15 protein-coding genes are annotated in these 15,251 nt (G+C 65.4%); 5 read left to right on the top strand and 10 right to left on the bottom strand.

The window, feature by feature from the left end; all coding sequences use genetic code 11:
• Nucleotides 1-21 precede the first annotated feature (21 nt).
• The 4 genes from ACWMMN_RS21850 to ACWMMN_RS21835 all read right to left on the bottom strand — a co-directional run bounded on the left by ACWMMN_RS21850 (nucleotide 22) and on the right by ACWMMN_RS21835 (nucleotide 3,759).
• Entirely contained in the window at nucleotides 22-1,191 is a 1,170-nt protein-coding gene (locus ACWMMN_RS21850; RefSeq protein ID WP_486423942.1) for an alpha/beta fold hydrolase, read from the bottom strand.
• Between the two features lie 85 nt (nucleotides 1,192-1,276).
• Nucleotides 1,277-2,641, bottom strand: coding sequence for an MFS transporter (locus ACWMMN_RS21845; protein ID WP_486423941.1), 1,365 nt, complete (start codon nucleotides 2,639-2,641; stop codon nucleotides 1,277-1,279).
• Nucleotides 2,642-2,663: 22 nt separating this feature from the next.
• The gene (locus ACWMMN_RS21840) at nucleotides 2,664-3,356 is read right to left on the bottom strand and encodes an HAD family hydrolase (RefSeq protein WP_059239909.1); all 693 of its coding nucleotides are present in this window, start codon (nucleotides 3,354-3,356) and stop codon (nucleotides 2,664-2,666) included.
• A 91-nt stretch (nucleotides 3,357-3,447) separates the two neighbouring features.
• Nucleotides 3,448-3,759 (bottom strand): winged helix-turn-helix transcriptional regulator, encoded by a 312-nt coding sequence (locus tag ACWMMN_RS21835; RefSeq protein WP_226196263.1) that lies wholly within the window; start codon nucleotides 3,757-3,759, stop codon nucleotides 3,448-3,450.
• Between the two features lie 243 nt (nucleotides 3,760-4,002).
• On the opposite strand from ACWMMN_RS21835, the gene ACWMMN_RS21830 reads away from it, so the two are divergent.
• Nucleotides 4,003-4,332: a YdhR family protein gene (locus ACWMMN_RS21830; protein WP_155627273.1), complete on the top strand. Its 330-nt coding sequence runs from the start codon at nucleotides 4,003-4,005 to the stop codon at nucleotides 4,330-4,332.
• A gap of 62 nt (nucleotides 4,333-4,394) precedes the next feature.
• On the opposite strand, the gene ACWMMN_RS21825 is transcribed toward ACWMMN_RS21830, so the two are convergent.
• From ACWMMN_RS21825 to ACWMMN_RS21815, 3 genes are all read right to left on the bottom strand, one after another.
• The gene (locus tag ACWMMN_RS21825; RefSeq protein WP_233464108.1) at nucleotides 4,395-5,660 is read right to left on the bottom strand and encodes an agmatine deiminase family protein; all 1,266 of its coding nucleotides are present in this window, start codon (nucleotides 5,658-5,660) and stop codon (nucleotides 4,395-4,397) included.
• Between the two features lie 327 nt (nucleotides 5,661-5,987).
• Nucleotides 5,988-7,526 (bottom strand): DUF3138 family protein, encoded by a 1,539-nt coding sequence (locus ACWMMN_RS21820; RefSeq protein ID WP_486424087.1) that lies wholly within the window; start codon nucleotides 7,524-7,526, stop codon nucleotides 5,988-5,990.
• Nucleotides 7,527-7,761: 235 nt separating this feature from the next.
• Nucleotides 7,762-8,883 (bottom strand): polyamine ABC transporter substrate-binding protein, encoded by a 1,122-nt coding sequence (locus tag ACWMMN_RS21815; protein WP_059239898.1) that lies wholly within the window; start codon nucleotides 8,881-8,883, stop codon nucleotides 7,762-7,764.
• Between the two features lie 794 nt (nucleotides 8,884-9,677).
• Here ACWMMN_RS21815 and ACWMMN_RS21810 point away from each other — a divergent pair.
• On the top strand, nucleotides 9,678-9,986 hold the full coding sequence (locus ACWMMN_RS21810; RefSeq protein ID WP_006496873.1) for an ArsR/SmtB family transcription factor: 309 nt from the start codon (nucleotides 9,678-9,680) through the stop codon (nucleotides 9,984-9,986).
• Between the two features lie 81 nt (nucleotides 9,987-10,067).
• Nucleotides 10,068-11,129, top strand: coding sequence for an alkene reductase (locus tag ACWMMN_RS21805; protein ID WP_059239896.1), 1,062 nt, complete (start codon nucleotides 10,068-10,070; stop codon nucleotides 11,127-11,129).
• An 18-nt stretch (nucleotides 11,130-11,147) separates the two neighbouring features.
• Here ACWMMN_RS21805 and ACWMMN_RS21800 read toward each other — a convergent pair whose 3' ends face one another.
• On the bottom strand, nucleotides 11,148-11,675 hold the full coding sequence (locus ACWMMN_RS21800) for a GNAT family N-acetyltransferase (RefSeq protein ID WP_059239894.1): 528 nt from the start codon (nucleotides 11,673-11,675) through the stop codon (nucleotides 11,148-11,150).
• Nucleotides 11,676-11,762: 87 nt separating this feature from the next.
• On the opposite strand from ACWMMN_RS21800, the gene ACWMMN_RS21795 reads away from it, so the two are divergent.
• Entirely contained in the window at nucleotides 11,763-12,374 is a 612-nt protein-coding gene (locus tag ACWMMN_RS21795) for a LysE family translocator (protein ID WP_486423940.1), read from the top strand.
• Between the two features lie 85 nt (nucleotides 12,375-12,459).
• Here the strand turns inward: ACWMMN_RS21795 and ACWMMN_RS21790 are convergent, their stop codons facing one another.
• Nucleotides 12,460-12,987 carry a hypothetical protein gene (locus tag ACWMMN_RS21790; protein WP_486423939.1) on the bottom strand — a complete coding sequence of 176 codons (528 nt, stop codon included), beginning with the start codon at nucleotides 12,985-12,987 and terminating at the stop codon, nucleotides 12,460-12,462.
• 386 nt (nucleotides 12,988-13,373) lie between these two features.
• Here ACWMMN_RS21790 and ACWMMN_RS21785 point away from each other — a divergent pair, with 386 nt between their 5' ends.
• Nucleotides 13,374-14,330 carry an alpha/beta hydrolase family protein gene (locus ACWMMN_RS21785; protein ID WP_340625736.1) on the top strand — a complete coding sequence of 319 codons (957 nt, stop codon included), beginning with the start codon at nucleotides 13,374-13,376 and terminating at the stop codon, nucleotides 14,328-14,330.
• Here ACWMMN_RS21785 and ACWMMN_RS21780 read toward each other — a convergent pair whose 3' ends face one another.
• Nucleotides 14,331-15,251, bottom strand: a complete 921-nt coding sequence (locus tag ACWMMN_RS21780; protein WP_155627272.1) for a phosphatidylinositol-specific phospholipase C — start codon at nucleotides 15,249-15,251, stop codon at nucleotides 14,331-14,333.

The raw sequence follows: 15,251 nt of genomic DNA, 5'->3' as shown, positions 1-15,251 counted from the left end.
GCGCGGACCGCGCATGCACGCTCATTGTCCTGCCGCACGCATGTCCGGCGCCGTACCGGCGACGACCGGGCACGATTGCGGCAATGCCTGCCCGAACAGCACGGCCAGCCCGCAAGCGGACGTGAACATGCCGAGACCGTCGTGCCCGACGCCCGGCACTTCGACGACCTGCTGCGCGAGATCGTCCGGGTGACGCTTCTTCAGGTAATCGAAATACGCGAGCCCGCGCGCGAGCCGGTACGGGCCCTGCGCCATCGCCGCGCACGAACGGTCGATGAAATGCGTATACGGATTCGTATCGACCTGCCCGAGCAGGTACACGACACGGCGCGCAACGTAACGCGTTTCGAGCTCGCGCGCGTCCTGTGACGCAACGTAAGGCGGCGCCGACTTCAGCCCGTATTTCCATTGCGTCGCGCGCGGGCAGGTACCGCCCGCGATCGCGTCGGCATTCGGCCGTTCATCGTCGAAATACAGATAGCTCGACGGGTTCGCGACCACGTAGCGCACGGCGATGCCGGTATGCGCCAGCGCGTCCCCTTCGCGCCCGGCCACGGCATAACGCTGCAGCAACTGCGCGCCGGCGGAGTGGCCGATCACGACGACCGTTGTCAGGGACGGGTACAGGCTGCGGTCGGCGAAATGCGCGAGCAACGCGTCGAGCGCCGCGAACGAGCTGATCGGGCCGGGCTGGCGCGCGGGTTCGCCGCCCTTCCATCCTTCCTGCGTCCACGCCAGCGTCGATGCGGGCAACGAGAACGCGCGCGTATCGGCGCGCGTCAGGAACTGCGGCGCGACGACCATCGTGCCGTTGCCGGACGCACCGGCCTGCTCGACGACCTTGCGCCCCGACGCATAGTAAGCGTCGGCGTTGCGGAGCGTGCCGTGAATCACGATGAACACGCGCGTGACGTCGGGCGCGGCGTGGTCGAGTGGATGGTCGGCGTAGACCGGCAGCGCCGCGCTGCCCTGCGGCGTCTCGACGGCCACGCGCTGGTCGGCGACGGCCTTGACCGGTGCTTCGAGACGTTCGCGCTGCGTGGGCGTAGCGGCTTCGGCCGGACTCACACTGCCCGACAGGCCGATGACGGCACAGGCTACCGAGAGCGGAAACGCGAATGACAGCGTCCGGGCGGCCGACCGCGCACGCGCGGGCCGGATGCTTGCAAAGGCAACGGAAATGAGGGACATGGCGGCGGATCGGGTTTCGGATATGACTTTAACGGCGATGGTCGCAGAATCCGTCGCGCGCTGCCGGCCCGTTGCGCAATACGGCTCAGTCGGCCGGCTCGGAAACCCGGCCGGCGTCGGCCCGAACTTCGCGCGCGTCGCCGCGCGGCGTGTTCCGGCCCTCTGCCGCCGGCGGCAAGCCGCCCGCCGCCACGGCAAGCAACGGGCGCTCGGGATGCACGAACAGCCACAGCACCGCGCCGCAAGCCGCCGCCGCACCGATCACGAACATTCCGCTGCCCCAGCTGCCGGTGACCTTGACGACGAGCGCGAGCGTCATCGGGCCCGCGACGTTCGACAGTGCGCCCCACACGTTGGTCCAGCCCGACATCACGCCGGCGAACGGCCGCCCGAGATCCTGCGCGGCCGACCATACGACGACCTGCACGAACCCGACGGCCGCAAACGACACGCACAGCAGCGCGATGACCGCGGCCATCGCCTCCGCGCGCGACGCGGCGACCAGCGCCAGCGCGCTCACGACGAATCCCGCGATCGCGACCGGCGTGCGCGCCCAGTAGATCGAGCCCGTTTTCCTCAGCAGCCGGTCGCTGACGGCGCCCGCGACGAATACCGCCACGAACACGGCAACCCACGGCAGCGACGCGTACAGCCCCATCGCCTTCAGCGACAGTCCGCGCGCGCGCATCAGGTAGGTCGGCAGCCATGTCGTGTAGAAGCTCTGGATCAGCACGAGCAGGAAATACTGAATGCCGAAGATCCAGAAGCGCCCCAACCGCAGGCAACGCATCAGCGAACCCGACACGGCCGTGTGGCCGGGCGGCTGGCCGGCCGCGATGTAGTCGGCTTCGGCCTGCGTGATGAGCGGATGCGACGCCGGCGCATCGCGGTAGCCGAACCACCAGATTGCGCCGAGCAGCAGGCCGAGCGCGCCGAATCCGTGGAAGACGGCATGCCAGCCGAAATGGACGATCGTCCAGGCCGTGAGCGGCGCCGACACGATCGGGCCCAGATACAGGCCCGCGAGCAGCACCGCGTTGCCTTTCGCGCGCTCGCCGGCCGGAAACCAGCGCTTGAGCGCGACGACGCTGCTCGACCAGTCGGCCGACTGCGCGCCGCCGAGCACCAGCCGGCAACCGAACAGCCAGGCGAACGAACTGCCGAACGGCGTGACGATCATCATCAGCGACCACAGCGTGCTCGTGCCGAACAGCACACGGCGCGACCCGAAGCGTTCGGCCGCGCGTCCGGCCGGAAGCTGGCCGATCGCATAGGCCCAGAAGTAGATCGTCAGGATCATCGACATCTCGACGATCGACAGGCCGAGCTCTCCCTGGATCGTCGGCGCGGCCACGGCCATCGCCGCGCGATCGAGCGTCATCACGAAGGTCAGCGGCGCGACCAGAAACGCGACGATCTTCCAGCGCAGATGGTTCACGTGGCGCGGCATCGTGCGGCTCCCGAATCCGGCGTCAGGCGTCGTGCGGGCCCGACGCCCGGCCCGGCTCGCGCTGCATCCGCTGCACGAGCGCGGCCAGCTCGCCGATATGCGTGCGCACGGCCTGCTTGCCCGCGCGCGCCCATGCATCGAACGTCGTCATGCCGCTCACCGCGCCGACGAACGGCACGCCGGCGCGCTCGGCCGCCTGCGCGTCCACGGCGTGGTCGCCGACGTAGATCGCCGCGCGGGCCGGCAGGTCAAGCCGCGCGAGTGCCTGCACGAGCCCTTCGGGATCGGGCTTGTGACGCTGCACGTCTTCGCCGCCGATCAGCACGTCGACCAGCGATTGCAGGCCGTTGCGTTCGAGAATCGCCTCGATCCGGTAACGAAACTTGGACGACACGATCGCGACCGCGAGCCCCTGCTCACGCAACTGCGCGAGCAGCGGCGGCACCTCGGGATAGATGCGCGTGCCGGCCACCATGATCTCGTCGGCGCGCGCGACGAAGTGCCGCGCGAATGCGTCGGCCCGCGCCGGCTCGGCTTCGCCCGTCAACGAATGGAACATCTGCGGCAGGGTCAGCCCGATCACGGCGCCGATCTGCGCGGGCGTCGCGCCGGCGGCGCCCAGCCGATGCAATGCGTATTCCGTGCATTCGATGATCGCGGCGGACGAATCCGCCAGCGTCAGATCGAAATCGAAGATCACGGCCCGAACAGACATGAAATGACTCCGCAAACAGAAAATGGATCGCGCCCGACGCGTGACGCGTGACCCGGAACGATGTTGCGACGCGTACCCCGGCGCGGATCGATCAGCGCGCTTGACCGGATTGCTCGCGATCGGCCGCGTCGAGCCCTTCCGGGTCGCGCTTCGCCCACTGTCTTGCCCACCCCAGCAACGGCTGCAACGCCGCTTCGAGCCGCCGGCCTTCGGCGGTCATGCAATAGCCGCCCTCCCCATGCTCGACGAGGCCGGACGCCTTGAGCTCGGCCAGCCGCGTGTTGAGCAGGCGTGCGTTCGTTTCGCAGGCTTCCTGCAACGCGCGAAACGTGAGCGGCGCGCCCCGCAGTTCCCACAGGATGCGCAGCGCGGTACGGCGCCCGAGCAGATCCAGCACGACCATGATGGGCCGCCCTGTCGTCGATCCGCGAACGCGTTGTCCGATTTTGGGTGTGGTCATGCTTTACTTTTTAAAGCAATCGACGGGCAGAGTCAATTGCCTGAATGGTGCGTCGCCTTTGCTTTACTTTTTAAAGCACGGCGCCTACGCTGTCACACAGGCGCTTGAAGCGCATGCGGCACCGATCCCCTCTTGAGCGACGGCGCGTGTGTTGCGTTTCCGCGATTTTCTCGTGGAGGATTGACCGTGATAACCGAAATCGTCTTCTTCAAGCTGCAACCCGATGTCGATGTCACGACGCTGGAAGCGCGCTATGAAAGTACCGCGGCAAAGTGGGCGCAGAACCCGGACCTGCTGCACAAGTGGTACTTCTACGACGCGGCCACGCACGAAGGCGGTGGTGTGTACGTGTGGCGCACGCGCGAAGCCGCCGCGCACTGGCACGGCGACGAATACAAGGCGATGGTCGAGCGGGTGTACGGTCACCCGCCCGTGATACGCGTGCTCGATACGCTCGCGCATGTCGATGCGACGCAAGGGCGATACGAGATCGTGGGGAAGGCGCTGCCGGGCTGACGTGTTCGGCCGCCCGGCACGGACCGTTCCGGGCGGCCTTGTGCGGTTGCAGGACGCCCGATCTACGCAGGAAGTTCACGCGTCGCGCAATGCACGCCGCCTCCCCCCGACGCAATGCCGAGAATATCCACCTGAACGATATCCCGCGAACCCGCATACGGCTGGATCGCCGTCAGCGCAGCGGAGTCAGCAGAAGCATCGTTGAATTTCGGCATGATGATCGCGCCATTGCATGTGTAGAAATTGATGTAGCCGGCCGCGAAGTTGGTCATCTGGCGATTGGTCAGCGTCATGCCATTCGACGTTCCATAGTTTGCCGGCGTCGTCAGCTCGATCAACTGCAGCGTCCTTCCGCTTGCATCGGTCTGATTGTTCAGGCGCCGCCAGTTGGCCTCGCTCAGCGCCCGTTCTCCCATCGAATTCGACGCGTCGTAGCAGTATGCGACGACACCGGGCGATAGAAACTTGGCGTAGAAATCGACGTGCCCGTTCGTGATGTCGGTCTCGCTCGCCGGCGTCGCGGCGCCACCTTGCCCACCGGCGCCGCAACCTTGCGGAAAGATCGCCGTTCCCGGAATCCAGATGATCTTCTGTACGCCGAGCGTACGCTGCAGTTCCGCCAGCACCGTGTCCTTGGCCGTCGGCAGCAGTGTCGCGTTGGCAACGACACCCCCCGGAATATTGAACAGTTGCGGATTGCGGCTGACGTGCAGCACCGCCGATTCCGTCAGGATCGCCGTCGCCTCCCCGTCGAATTCGATCGCCCCGCCTTCGAGCGTCAACGTACTTTGTATCAGCGTCGCGTTGTTCGCCTGCGCCATCCATCCCGCCAGCGCACGATCGTTGGCGAACGGCTGGAAGAATTTGCCCGCCTTGGACTTGTTGCTGCCCGCCGCAACGGCAGGCGGCACCGTCATGCCCGCATTGAGGTTCAAGCCGTCCGTGTTCGCATTACCCCAGCCGTTGAAGTTGAAGTTCACCGCACACAGCGCATTGCCATTGGCCGTATCCTTTACGAAGACACAGCCGGTGTCGCGCGTCCACAGATCGTCGAAGCCGTCGGCCCGCGCGATCAGGTTGACGCCGCCCGCGCCTGCGCCGCGTGCCAGGTAATTCGCGTGGATCGCGGGGTTCGCGTCGCTTGCCGTCGCCAGCAACGCCTGCGCGGCGCTCAGGTCGACCGGCAACACCAGCATGTTGACCGGTTCGTAGGTGCCGATCGCCTTCGCGACATCCATCAGGTCGGCACGAACCCGGTCGATACCCGCATCCGTGCTCTGCGCGGTCAGCGGCGTCCAGATGCCTTCCGAACCCGACGCGAATGCCATGTACGTCGCCGCGTGCGGCGCATCCTCGCCCGGCATCAGGTATGCCGCCGGGTTTGCCGCCTGACGCGACGACGCGCGAATGGCCGCGGGACCTGCCGACGCATCGTCGCCGCCACACCCCGCCAACGCGCCCATCCAGGATGCACCGAGGAGGGCCGCCGATCCCCTGATGAAGTCGCGACGCGTGAGTGCCGAGCGATCGGTTTCCGGGCATGACGGTCGGGTGAATTTGTCTTTCATTGCATCTCCATGAGCCAATGAGCCAACTGGATGGGGCCGGACGACAACGCACCGTTGCCGACCGGTACGACAGCGCGCTGTCCGGCGCTAGAACGAGTAGATGAACTGCGTCGCAAGCAAGTCGTTGCTTTTGCCGTACGAGCCGTCGTTTCTCAGGAACACCTTGTTGTTGGCCCAGTCGTGCCGATACTCGACCTTCACCGTGATCTGTGCGGTCGGGAAAAACAGCAGGTCGAGCGCGACGTCCTGACGGTTCGAACCCTTGCACTGAAGACCCATGCCACCACTTGCCTGCGAATTGGCGAAGCAGTCCGCGCCGATGCCGAAGCCGTTGTACGGGTCGCGCCCCTGACCATTCAGCGCGATGCCGCCGCCACCGCCGCCGTTCTTGCTGTCGGCGAGGAAGTCGTAGCGGAGCGTCACGCCCATCCTGCCGACGCCCGGCAAGCTGAACTTCCGGTGCGCGAGCAGCGAAATGCCATACCATTGCGCCTGGCCGCCGTTGAACGCCGCGTTCTGCTGCTGACCGTAGTCGATTTCTGCGTTGTACTGAACGTCTGCGAGCTGATAAGTCAGGTCGGCTTCCGAGAAGAAGAATGCGCCGAAGCCATTGGGCGCCTGACCGCCGATGCCATAGCTCATTGCACCGGTCGCGGGATTGACTGCGCTCGGCAACGTCTGCCGCCCGATGTTGAACGACGCCCCGATATCGAGCGCGCTGGACCACGCATAGTCCGCGCGTGCCGTGAAAGTCGGCACCTTGTTGCTGATCGTGACCGGATCGCCCAGCGCGTTGGTTCCCGTCTGCGTAATGGCGCCATTGGTCCGGTACTGTTCGTTACCGAGCAGGAACTTCCACGTCCACTTGCCCTTCGTATAGTTCGCCCCGAGGCCGACATAGCTGCCCGGGTCGGAAAAGTCGTACAGCAGGTTGTGAGTCAGCGTAAGCATCTGATTCGACTGCTGGACCTCGTAGCCGCCGAAGCTGGACATCAGGCCTGCAACGAATGTCGTCGTACCCGTGAGCGGAACGGTGACGACCGCCGTATTCAGGATGTTGTTGCCGATCTGGCCACGCTCGTTCTGCATCAGCGTGATGCCGTTGCCCCGGTTGGGCATCAGCGTGATTTCGGCCGACGGCGCCATTGACCCGACACCGAAGGTTTTCTTGATGTCCAGGTACAGGTCGCCGAACGTGCTGTTGAAGTAACCGCCGGTATTTTCGTGATTCGCGAACAGGAACGACGAACCGCCCTGCGCGCGGTTGTACACATAAGTCGGGTCGATGTAGCCCGTCACGGAGAGACCGGCAATCGGGCCGGTGTTCGCTGCGTCCTCGAGCGAGTTCACCTTGAGTTGCTGAGTGGCAAGCTGTTGCTTCATGGCCGTGACGTCGTCGTTGGTGAGCGACGCCTGCGCGCTGCCATAGTCAGGCGACGACGGATCGACCGGTACAGGTGCGGCGATTGCCGGCCGGTCCGACGGACGCGCCTGCAATCCGGCCATCTCCTTCTTCAGTACGTCGAGTTGCGCCTGCAATACCCGGATCCGGTCGGCCATGGTGTCGGCCACGGCAACACCGGGCAGACAGCCCGCCACCAGCAAACCAATCAGCTTTCTTCTCATACGAAGTCTCCATGTTTTTCTATTGCAGCGATTGCCGCCTTGGCCGGGCTGTCGCACACCGGCGGGCGGCAGGCGCACGCACGAACGCTCCCGTGCGAGGCGCACGAGGCAGCTCACAAGGAGTACGGTGTTCGGGGAATGCGCCTGCTCGCTATCGGTGCAGGCAACCTGGCATGACGGCGGTTTCAGTCCGCGCGGCACGCGGCGCTTGCCGGCGCTGCGCTGTTCGACGCCATCAGCGCCCTGCCTTCAGCTGTGCCCAGAGGCGATTCTCGAGACGGACGATCTCGATCGGCAACGGTTTCATCAGCGTCATTTTCCGCAGCACGTCATCGGGGGGATAAACGCTCGGATCCTGCGATACGACGGGGTTGACGAGTGGTCGAGCGGCACGGTTCGCGGTCGGATAGAACACTTCGTTGGTAATCGCCGCATTGACCTTCGGGTCCTCGATATAGTCGATCCACTTCATGGCCGCCTCGGGATGCTGCGCGTCCTTCGGAATCGCCATCATGTCGAACCACAGCAGGCCGCCTTCCCTGACGTTCGAAAAGCGGATCTCGTAGGATCGTTTCGCGTCTGCGGCGCGCCGCCGCGCAATGCCGACGTCGCCCGACCAGCCAATTGCGACGCAGACATCGTTGTTGGCGAGATCGTTGATGTAGCCCGACGAGTTGAACTGCGTGATGTACGGACGCACCTTCTTCATCAAATCGAACGCGGCCTGATAGTCCGCGGGATTCGAACTGTTCGGGTCCTTGTGCAGGTACTGCAACGCGGTCGCGAACGCATCGGCGGCCTGATCCAGGAACGAGACGCCGCACTGCTTCAGCTTCGACACGTTCTCCACGTCGTACACCAGTGCCCAGCTGTCGACCGGCGCGTTGTCCCCCAGCGCTTTCTTCACTTCCTGGACGTTGTAGCCGATGCCGTCCGTGCCGAACGCCCAGGGCACGCCGTATTGCGCGCCCGGATCGACATCCGCGATCATCTTCATCAGCACCGGGTCGAGATGCTTCAGGTTCGGAATCTTCGACTTGTCGAGCTTCTGAAGCATGCCGGCCTGGATTTGCCTCGCCATGTACAACGACGACGGCACCACGATGTCATAGCCGGAACTCCCGGCCAGGAGCTTTGCCTGAAGCGTGTCGTCACTGTCGTAGTTGTCGTACCGCACGTGAATGCCGGACGCCTTTTCGAAGTTCGGGATCGTGTCCCTGGCGATGTAGTCCGACCAGTTATAGACATTGAGTTCGGGAGCCGCCGCGATCGCCGGCAGCGAGCAGCACGGAAGAAGCCCCGCAATTGCAACCAGAGCAACGCCCGCGACCTTTGGGCGAAGAGGACAGAAGCGCATTGCTGTTTTCCTTGAAGGTAATGGATCGGCGTGAACGTTGACGGCAAATTGAAAGAAGCCGGTCGGCGATCGGCGCGCTCCGTACGATTCGTCGCTGCTCACGCAGTCGCGAATCCGTACCGACGCAAGCACTGCGCCGCGGCATACGGGCTCCGTCGATGCTTTCTCCTGCATCGCAATCCGATGACAATTTGCTTTCTACTCCGATATAATCGGACGATATGAATGGCGACGGTATTGAATGAAAGCCGTTGCCCGTCAGGTATCGCTGCACTCGCCTTGCCGACGAGTGAGCCATTGTGGGTAGAACAATTCCTGGTGAAAATTGATGTTTTTTGCTTGATTCGATCAATTTTCCTCATGGCTCCACGGCAGCCGACACGTGCCGTGCCACGCGTCTCGCGCCGATCCGGATACCGTCCGGAATACCGACAACCGCCGATCGATCGGTGCGCAATCCGGGCCGGATACGGGGCGTTCTCCCGCGTATCCCGATGCAGCCCTTTGAAACCTGGTTGCAAGTCCAACGCCACGCCAGTGCCCAAACCCGACGCGGCCGACTTGCCGATTCACGCGGTGACGCGCGCCCGCGGCGCCCGCTGGCCGGGCATCCCCCCGTCAACGGCCCTTCGCGCACCCACGCATCGCTCAAGCGCGAAAGTGCGGCCCGTCGTCCCTATCGACACCCTATCAACCCCATAGCCAACAGTGCCTTCGCGCATATCGTCAAATTACGATATAAGATTCGCCCATCGACGATACCTGTTTGCCCGACCGAAACGCCAAGCTCTTCCATGCCGACCGAACTCGACATCGATGCAATCCTGAAAGCGCTCTCGAACCCCGTGCGCCGGGAAATCCTCGTCTGGCTGAAAACGCCCGGCGAGCACTTCCCGCAACAGACGCTGCCGTACGAACACGGCGTCTGCGCGGGCCAGATCGACGCGCGCTGCGGGTTGTCGCAGTCGACCGTCTCCGCGCACCTCGCCACGTTGCAGCGCGCGGGGCTCGTGACGTCGACGCGGATCGGCCAATGGGCGTTTTTTCAGCGCAACGAGGCCGTCATCGACGCATTTCACGACGCCCTGCGCCGCGAACTCTAGCCAACGGCCGAACCGGCCATGCGGGGCGCCATCGCACATGACGCGACGGCTTCCCCGCCTTTCGTGAAGAGGTTATCTGCCATGCCCACGCTGTTCGATCCCGTTACCCTCGGCGACCTGACCCTGCCGAACCGCATCGTGATGGCGCCGCTCACCCGCTCCCGTGCGGGCACGGCGCGCGTGCCGAACGCGCTGATGGCGCGCTACTACACCGAGCGTGCATCGGCCGGCCTGATCATTACCGAAGCGACGTCGGTCACCCCGCAAGGCGTCGGCTATGCCGACACGCCGGGCATCTGGTCCGACGAGCAGGTCGAAGGCTGGAAGCAAGTAACGCAGGCCGTGCATGCAGCCGGCGGCCGCATCGTGCTGCAGCTCTGGCACGTCGGCCGGGTCTCCGATCCCGTCTTCCTGAACGGCGACCTGCCGGTCGCGCCGAGCGCGATCGCCCCGGGCGGCCATGTGAGCCTCGTGCGTCCGCAGCGCCCGTACGTGACGCCGCGTGCACTCGAACTCGACGAAATTCCGGGCATCGTCGCCGCCTACCGCAAGGGTGCGGAAAACGCGAAGGCAGCGGGCTTCGACGGCGTCGAAATTCACGGCGCGAACGGCTACCTGCTCGACCAGTTCCTGCAGGACAGCACCAACCGCCGCACCGATGCGTACGGCGGCCCGATCGAGAACCGCGCACGCCTGCTGCTCGAAGTCGTCGACGCAGCGATCGACGTGTGGGGCGCCGGCCGTGTCGGCGTGCATCTCGCGCCGCGCGGCGACGCACACACGATGGGCGATTCCGATCCGGCAGCGACGTTCGGCTATGTCGCACGCGAACTCGGCCGCCGCAAGATCGCGTTCATCTTCACGCGCGAATCGTATTCGGGCGACCAGTTGAGCCCGCGCCTGAAGGAAGCGTTCGGCGGCCCGCTGATCGCGAACGAACAGTTCACGCTCGACACCGCGCAGGCCGCGCTCGAGAACGGCAGCGCCGACGCGATCGCGTGGGGCAAGCTGTTCATCGCGAACCCGGACCTGCCGCGCCGCCTCGAAATCGGCGCACCGCTCAACCAGCCGGTGCCGGAGACGTTCTATGCGGAAGGCGAAACGGGTTACACCGACTATCCGGCGCTGAGCGACGCGGCCTGACGGCCGGGCAGCACGTGTTCAGGCGCGCACGTCCGCGCGCATGAACACGCGCTGCGTTTCGTCGAGGCCGAGTGCGACGTGGTGCGCGCGGATCGCGCGCAGTGTGTCGTCGAGCGACGCGTCGTCGACGATGCTGAAACCAAGGCGCGCGTAGTACGGCGCATTCCACGGCGCGTCTCGGAACGTCGACAGCACGACCTGCCCGACGTGCTCCTGCGCCGCGCGCGCCATCACCTGCTCGATCAGGCGCGCGCCGATCCGCTGTCCGGCATGCGACGGCGCGACATCCAGCTCCTCCAGATACAACCGCTGGGCATCGAGCAGCCGGTAGAACGCGAACCCGACGCACGTGCCCTGCGGATCGACCGCGACATACGCGCGGCCATCGTCGATGCGCACGAGCACCGCAGCCGCATCGGTCGGCTCGCCGTCGGCGATGTCGGTCATGCCGATCGCGCGAAACCGCTGCGCGGCGGCAACTTCCACAGCGGCCATCGCGGCCGCGTCTTCCTGCGTGGCAGGGCGAATCAGGATCGATGCAGTCATGACGGCAATTCAGGCAGGCAGTCTGGAACGGCCGTCACTATAATCCAGACTTCATACGTTTCGGACGTCCCGTCCCCGAGGCTCGCCATGACGTTGTCCGCACTCGCCGTCTTCGCCTTCGCCCTGCTCGTCACCGCCGGCACGCCCGGCCCGAGCGTCGCCGCGCTCGTCGCACGCGTGCTGACGAACGGCGCGCGCGACGTCCTGCCGTTCCTCGCGGCGATGTGGCTCGGCGAAGCGATGTGGCTCACGCTGGCGGTCGCGGGGTTGTCCGCGTTCGCGCGCACGTTCGCGGCGGGCCTGATCGTGCTGAAGCTGCTCGGCGTCGCCTATCTGCTGTTCCTTGCGTGGAAGATGTGGGCCGCGCCGACCGATACGGGCGCGGACAACCTGCCGCGCGGCCAGTCGCCGTGGCGCATGTTCGTCGCGGGCATGCTGGTTACGCTCGGCAATCCGAAGATCATGGTGTTCTATCTCGCGCTGCTGCCGACCATCGTCGACCTCACGCACGTCGGTATCGTGGCGTGGGCGGAACTGGTCGGCACGATGCTTGCGGTGTTGATCCTGTGCGACTGCTTCTGGTCGCTGCTTGCGTCGCGTGCCCGTGCGTTCCTGACGTCGGCACGCGCGAAACGGATTGCGAATCGTACGAGCGCGGCAGCGATGGCCGGCGCGGCAGTAGCGATCGCGACGCGCTGATGCGTTATCGCGGCATAGCCGTGGAATCCGGCAATGGCTGGCGTGAGAGAAACGTCACTCTCGCGAGCGTGGGTCTTCCCCCAAGTCACGCAGGCGCTTCTTCAACCGTTGATTGTCTGCGAGCAATGCGACCAGTGCGACAAGCGTCGCAACGGGGAAAAACCAGTCTCCTGAGTAGTGCAGCAATGCCCACGCCATAGCCGCAACGACAACAGCCGCGGCGATCAGACCGGTTCTGTCTCGCAATCTGCTCACGCTGCCCCCTCCCGATCGCACGTGCGCGGATCACGTACGTCACACTGTTTGGCATGGGTCGAAGCACCTCCGGATACCGTTCGATCATGCGATAGACATCTTGCGGAACCGCAAGGCCGCGACGGCCCGCCCAGATGCGAATGCCATCGACAGCAGCCATGCCGTGCTTATCACACACCAGCGATGCATCTGCCGCAACGATCAGACTACCGATGACCGCACCGACGTAAAAACTCGCCCCGAGCGCGGACACGGCTGCCAGCAGTTCCAGCCCGGTGGTTGCGCCGATCAGCTCGCCGACCGTGGCAGTCGGACCCAGCGTCTTGAGTGCGCCAAGAATGGTCGCGAGCAGTGCCAACTGCCGTTTGCTGCACAGCGAACAGGCTTGCCGGCGCAGGCAAACCGAGTGCATCCATGTTGTCACGGAATGCCCGATAGAAATTCTTGCATTGCGTCATTCAAAATCCCCCCGAAAGCGTGGTGATTCTAGTCATGACGCGACACGCGGACGATCCCGGCGGATTCATCCAGCCGGGGCAAGACCTCCCTTCAGAGCTTCGCCCCCCTGCCACCACAACCGTTCGCCGCCCCGACGCAAGCACGCCAGCATGCGTGGCGATTCGTTTCGAAGCGTTGCGAACGGATCTGCTAGTCGCTCAGCAACACTGTACACAGCCACCGATTTTCGTCACGATACGGCGAATTGCGACGGCAGTCCGCCGTGCCCTTGCCCCGGGGATCGACATGAAAACCTGGCTGTCGGCTGTCCTGCTCTGCCTGTCCACAACGATCGCGCATGCGGCCGGCGTCAAGTTCGTCACCATCCCGGCCGACGCGGCCGGCCCGGAGATGCGCGTGGGCGTGTGGACGCCCTGTGCTGCGGCGCCACAACCCCTCTCGATCGGCCCATTCGTGCTGAACGGGTCACGCGACTGCCCGACCGTCGGCGACAAGCTGCCGCTCGTCGTGATCTCCCACGGCCACGGCGGCTCGCTCCTCGGCCATCACGACCTCGCCGAAGCGCTCGCCGACGCAGGCTATGTCGTCGCGGCGATCAACCATCCCGGCGACACGTTCTCCGACATGAGCCGCGCCGCCGACCTGCAGGAATTCGTCGAACGCCCGGCCGACATCAAGCGCCTGGTCGACTACATGCTCGGCAACGCGCCGGATGCCGCCCGAATCGATCCGGCACGCATCGGTTTCTTCGGTTTTTCGCGCGGCGGCTATACGGGCCTCGTGCTGGCCGGCGCCAATCCGGATTTCGTGCACGCGTCGGTAGCCTGCCCGGACCCGACCTGGCCAATCTGCAAGCAGATCCGCGACGGCGATGTGCCGAAGGCGCCGCTGACGCACGATCCGCGCATCAAGGCCTACGTGCTCGCCGATCCGTTCGATGAATTCCCGACCGCCGCCACGCTGAAAGACGTCCATGCGCCGATCCAGCTCTGGGCATCCGAGTTCGGCGGCGACGGCGTCGAGCCGGCATCCGTCCCCGCGCTGGCCGGCCTGTTGCCGCAGCGGCCTGAATTCCACACCGTCCCGAACAGCGCGCATTTCGCGTTCATCGCGCCGTGTTCCGACGCATTGACACGCATTGCGTCGCGGGTCTGCGTCGATGCGAAGCCGTTCGATCGCGTCGCCTTCCACAGGACGCTCGACGCAAAAGCACTCGCATTCTTCAACGCGAACCTGCGCTGACTAACAGCGAAACGCCTTGCGCCAGACGCCCGGTTCCGGCACCGGGTCGTTGCACGCGATCAGCGCACGCACCAGTGCCCAGTCGTCGTCATCGCAGAAATCGAGCAGCATCGCGCCATGCGGGCCGCGCTGCTCGCGCAGTCGTTCAGTCAGCCGCGCGTGAATGCCCTGCACCTTGCCGTCGCCATGCGCAACCACCGACGGATTCGCGCCCATCCCCGTCCCGCTGCAAAAACTGATCGCCCACCTGCCGCTGTCCGGCAACGGCAGGTGCGTCAGCAGCGTATCGATCGCGCGCCACTTCCACGCGATCGACGCAGCCACCGGCACACGATATTCGTCCTGGATCACGAACGCGCCGTCGGGGTGGTCGATCGAAAACGTCGCGTTGTCGGGCCACGCGGTCAGGTCGATGCCGAGCGGCCGGCCGCTGCGAAAGCGCCGCAGCAGCACGATCGCGCCGCGCACGTCGCCGAGCGCGGGCAGCGTGCCGCCCGCATGCCAGCGCAACCGCGGATGCCGCGCACGATGCGCGTCGAACGTCGCATCGAAACTGCGCGTACACGCCTGCGCCGGCCACTCGTCCTTCACCGACATCACGATGCATTCGCGCGGATGCGCATCGAGAAAGCGCGTACAGGTTGCCAGCACGTCGTCGAACGTCATGCCGAGCGCGATGCCGCCGTGATGGATGTCGAATGCATCGCGCACGTGCCGGCAGCGGATGTCGAGCAGCCGCACGCCGTGCGCGAGCTGCGCGTCGAGCGGCGCGCGCTGCGTACGCACGAGCCCGTCGTCGACCGTATACGCACAAGTGTCATGGCTGCCCGGTAGGGTCAGCGTATGCAGCAGCCGTGCATCGTCGAGCGCCGACATCCAGTCGGCGAGCGGCATGCACGTTTCGTGGCTCGAAGGGATCAT

The organism is Burkholderia cepacia complex sp. TUM26381, assembly GCF_057439935.1.
The sequence above is the reverse complement of the archived record's forward strand: the minus strand, read 5'-3'. Positions and strand labels throughout refer to the sequence as shown.

Bases quoted from the DNA above. Each gene is read 5' to 3' on its own strand.
- ACWMMN_RS21800 (WP_059239894.1), bottom strand. From the start codon at position 11,675: ATGACTGCATCGATCCTGATTCGCCCTGCCACGCAGGAAGACGCGGCC.
- ACWMMN_RS21835 (WP_226196263.1), bottom strand. From the start codon at position 3,759: ATGGTCGTGCTGGATCTGCTCGGGCGCCGTACCGCGCTGCGCATCCTG.
- ACWMMN_RS21810 (WP_006496873.1), top strand. From the start codon at position 9,678: ATGCCGACCGAACTCGACATCGATGCAATCCTGAAAGCGCTCTCGAAC.
- ACWMMN_RS21850 (WP_486423942.1), bottom strand. From the start codon at position 1,191: ATGTCCCTCATTTCCGTTGCCTTTGCAAGCATCCGGCCCGCGCGTGCG.
- ACWMMN_RS21825 (WP_233464108.1), bottom strand. From the start codon at position 5,660: ATGGCATTCGCGTCGGGTTCGGAAGGCATCTGGACGCCGCTGACCGCG.
- ACWMMN_RS21780 (WP_155627272.1), bottom strand. From the start codon at position 15,251: ATGATCCCTTCGAGCCACGAAACGTGCATGCCGCTCGCCGACTGGATG.
- ACWMMN_RS21840 (WP_059239909.1), bottom strand. From the start codon at position 3,356: ATGTCTGTTCGGGCCGTGATCTTCGATTTCGATCTGACGCTGGCGGAT.
- ACWMMN_RS21805 (WP_059239896.1), top strand. From the start codon at position 10,068: ATGCCCACGCTGTTCGATCCCGTTACCCTCGGCGACCTGACCCTGCCG.
- ACWMMN_RS21845 (WP_486423941.1), bottom strand. From the start codon at position 2,641: ATGCCGCGCCACGTGAACCATCTGCGCTGGAAGATCGTCGCGTTTCTG.
- ACWMMN_RS21785 (WP_340625736.1), top strand. From the start codon at position 13,374: ATGAAAACCTGGCTGTCGGCTGTCCTGCTCTGCCTGTCCACAACGATC.
- ACWMMN_RS21815 (WP_059239898.1), bottom strand. From the start codon at position 8,883: ATGCGCTTCTGTCCTCTTCGCCCAAAGGTCGCGGGCGTTGCTCTGGTT.
- ACWMMN_RS21820 (WP_486424087.1), bottom strand. From the start codon at position 7,526: ATGAGAAGAAAGCTGATTGGTTTGCTGGTGGCGGGCTGTCTGCCCGGT.
- ACWMMN_RS21795 (WP_486423940.1), top strand. From the start codon at position 11,763: ATGACGTTGTCCGCACTCGCCGTCTTCGCCTTCGCCCTGCTCGTCACC.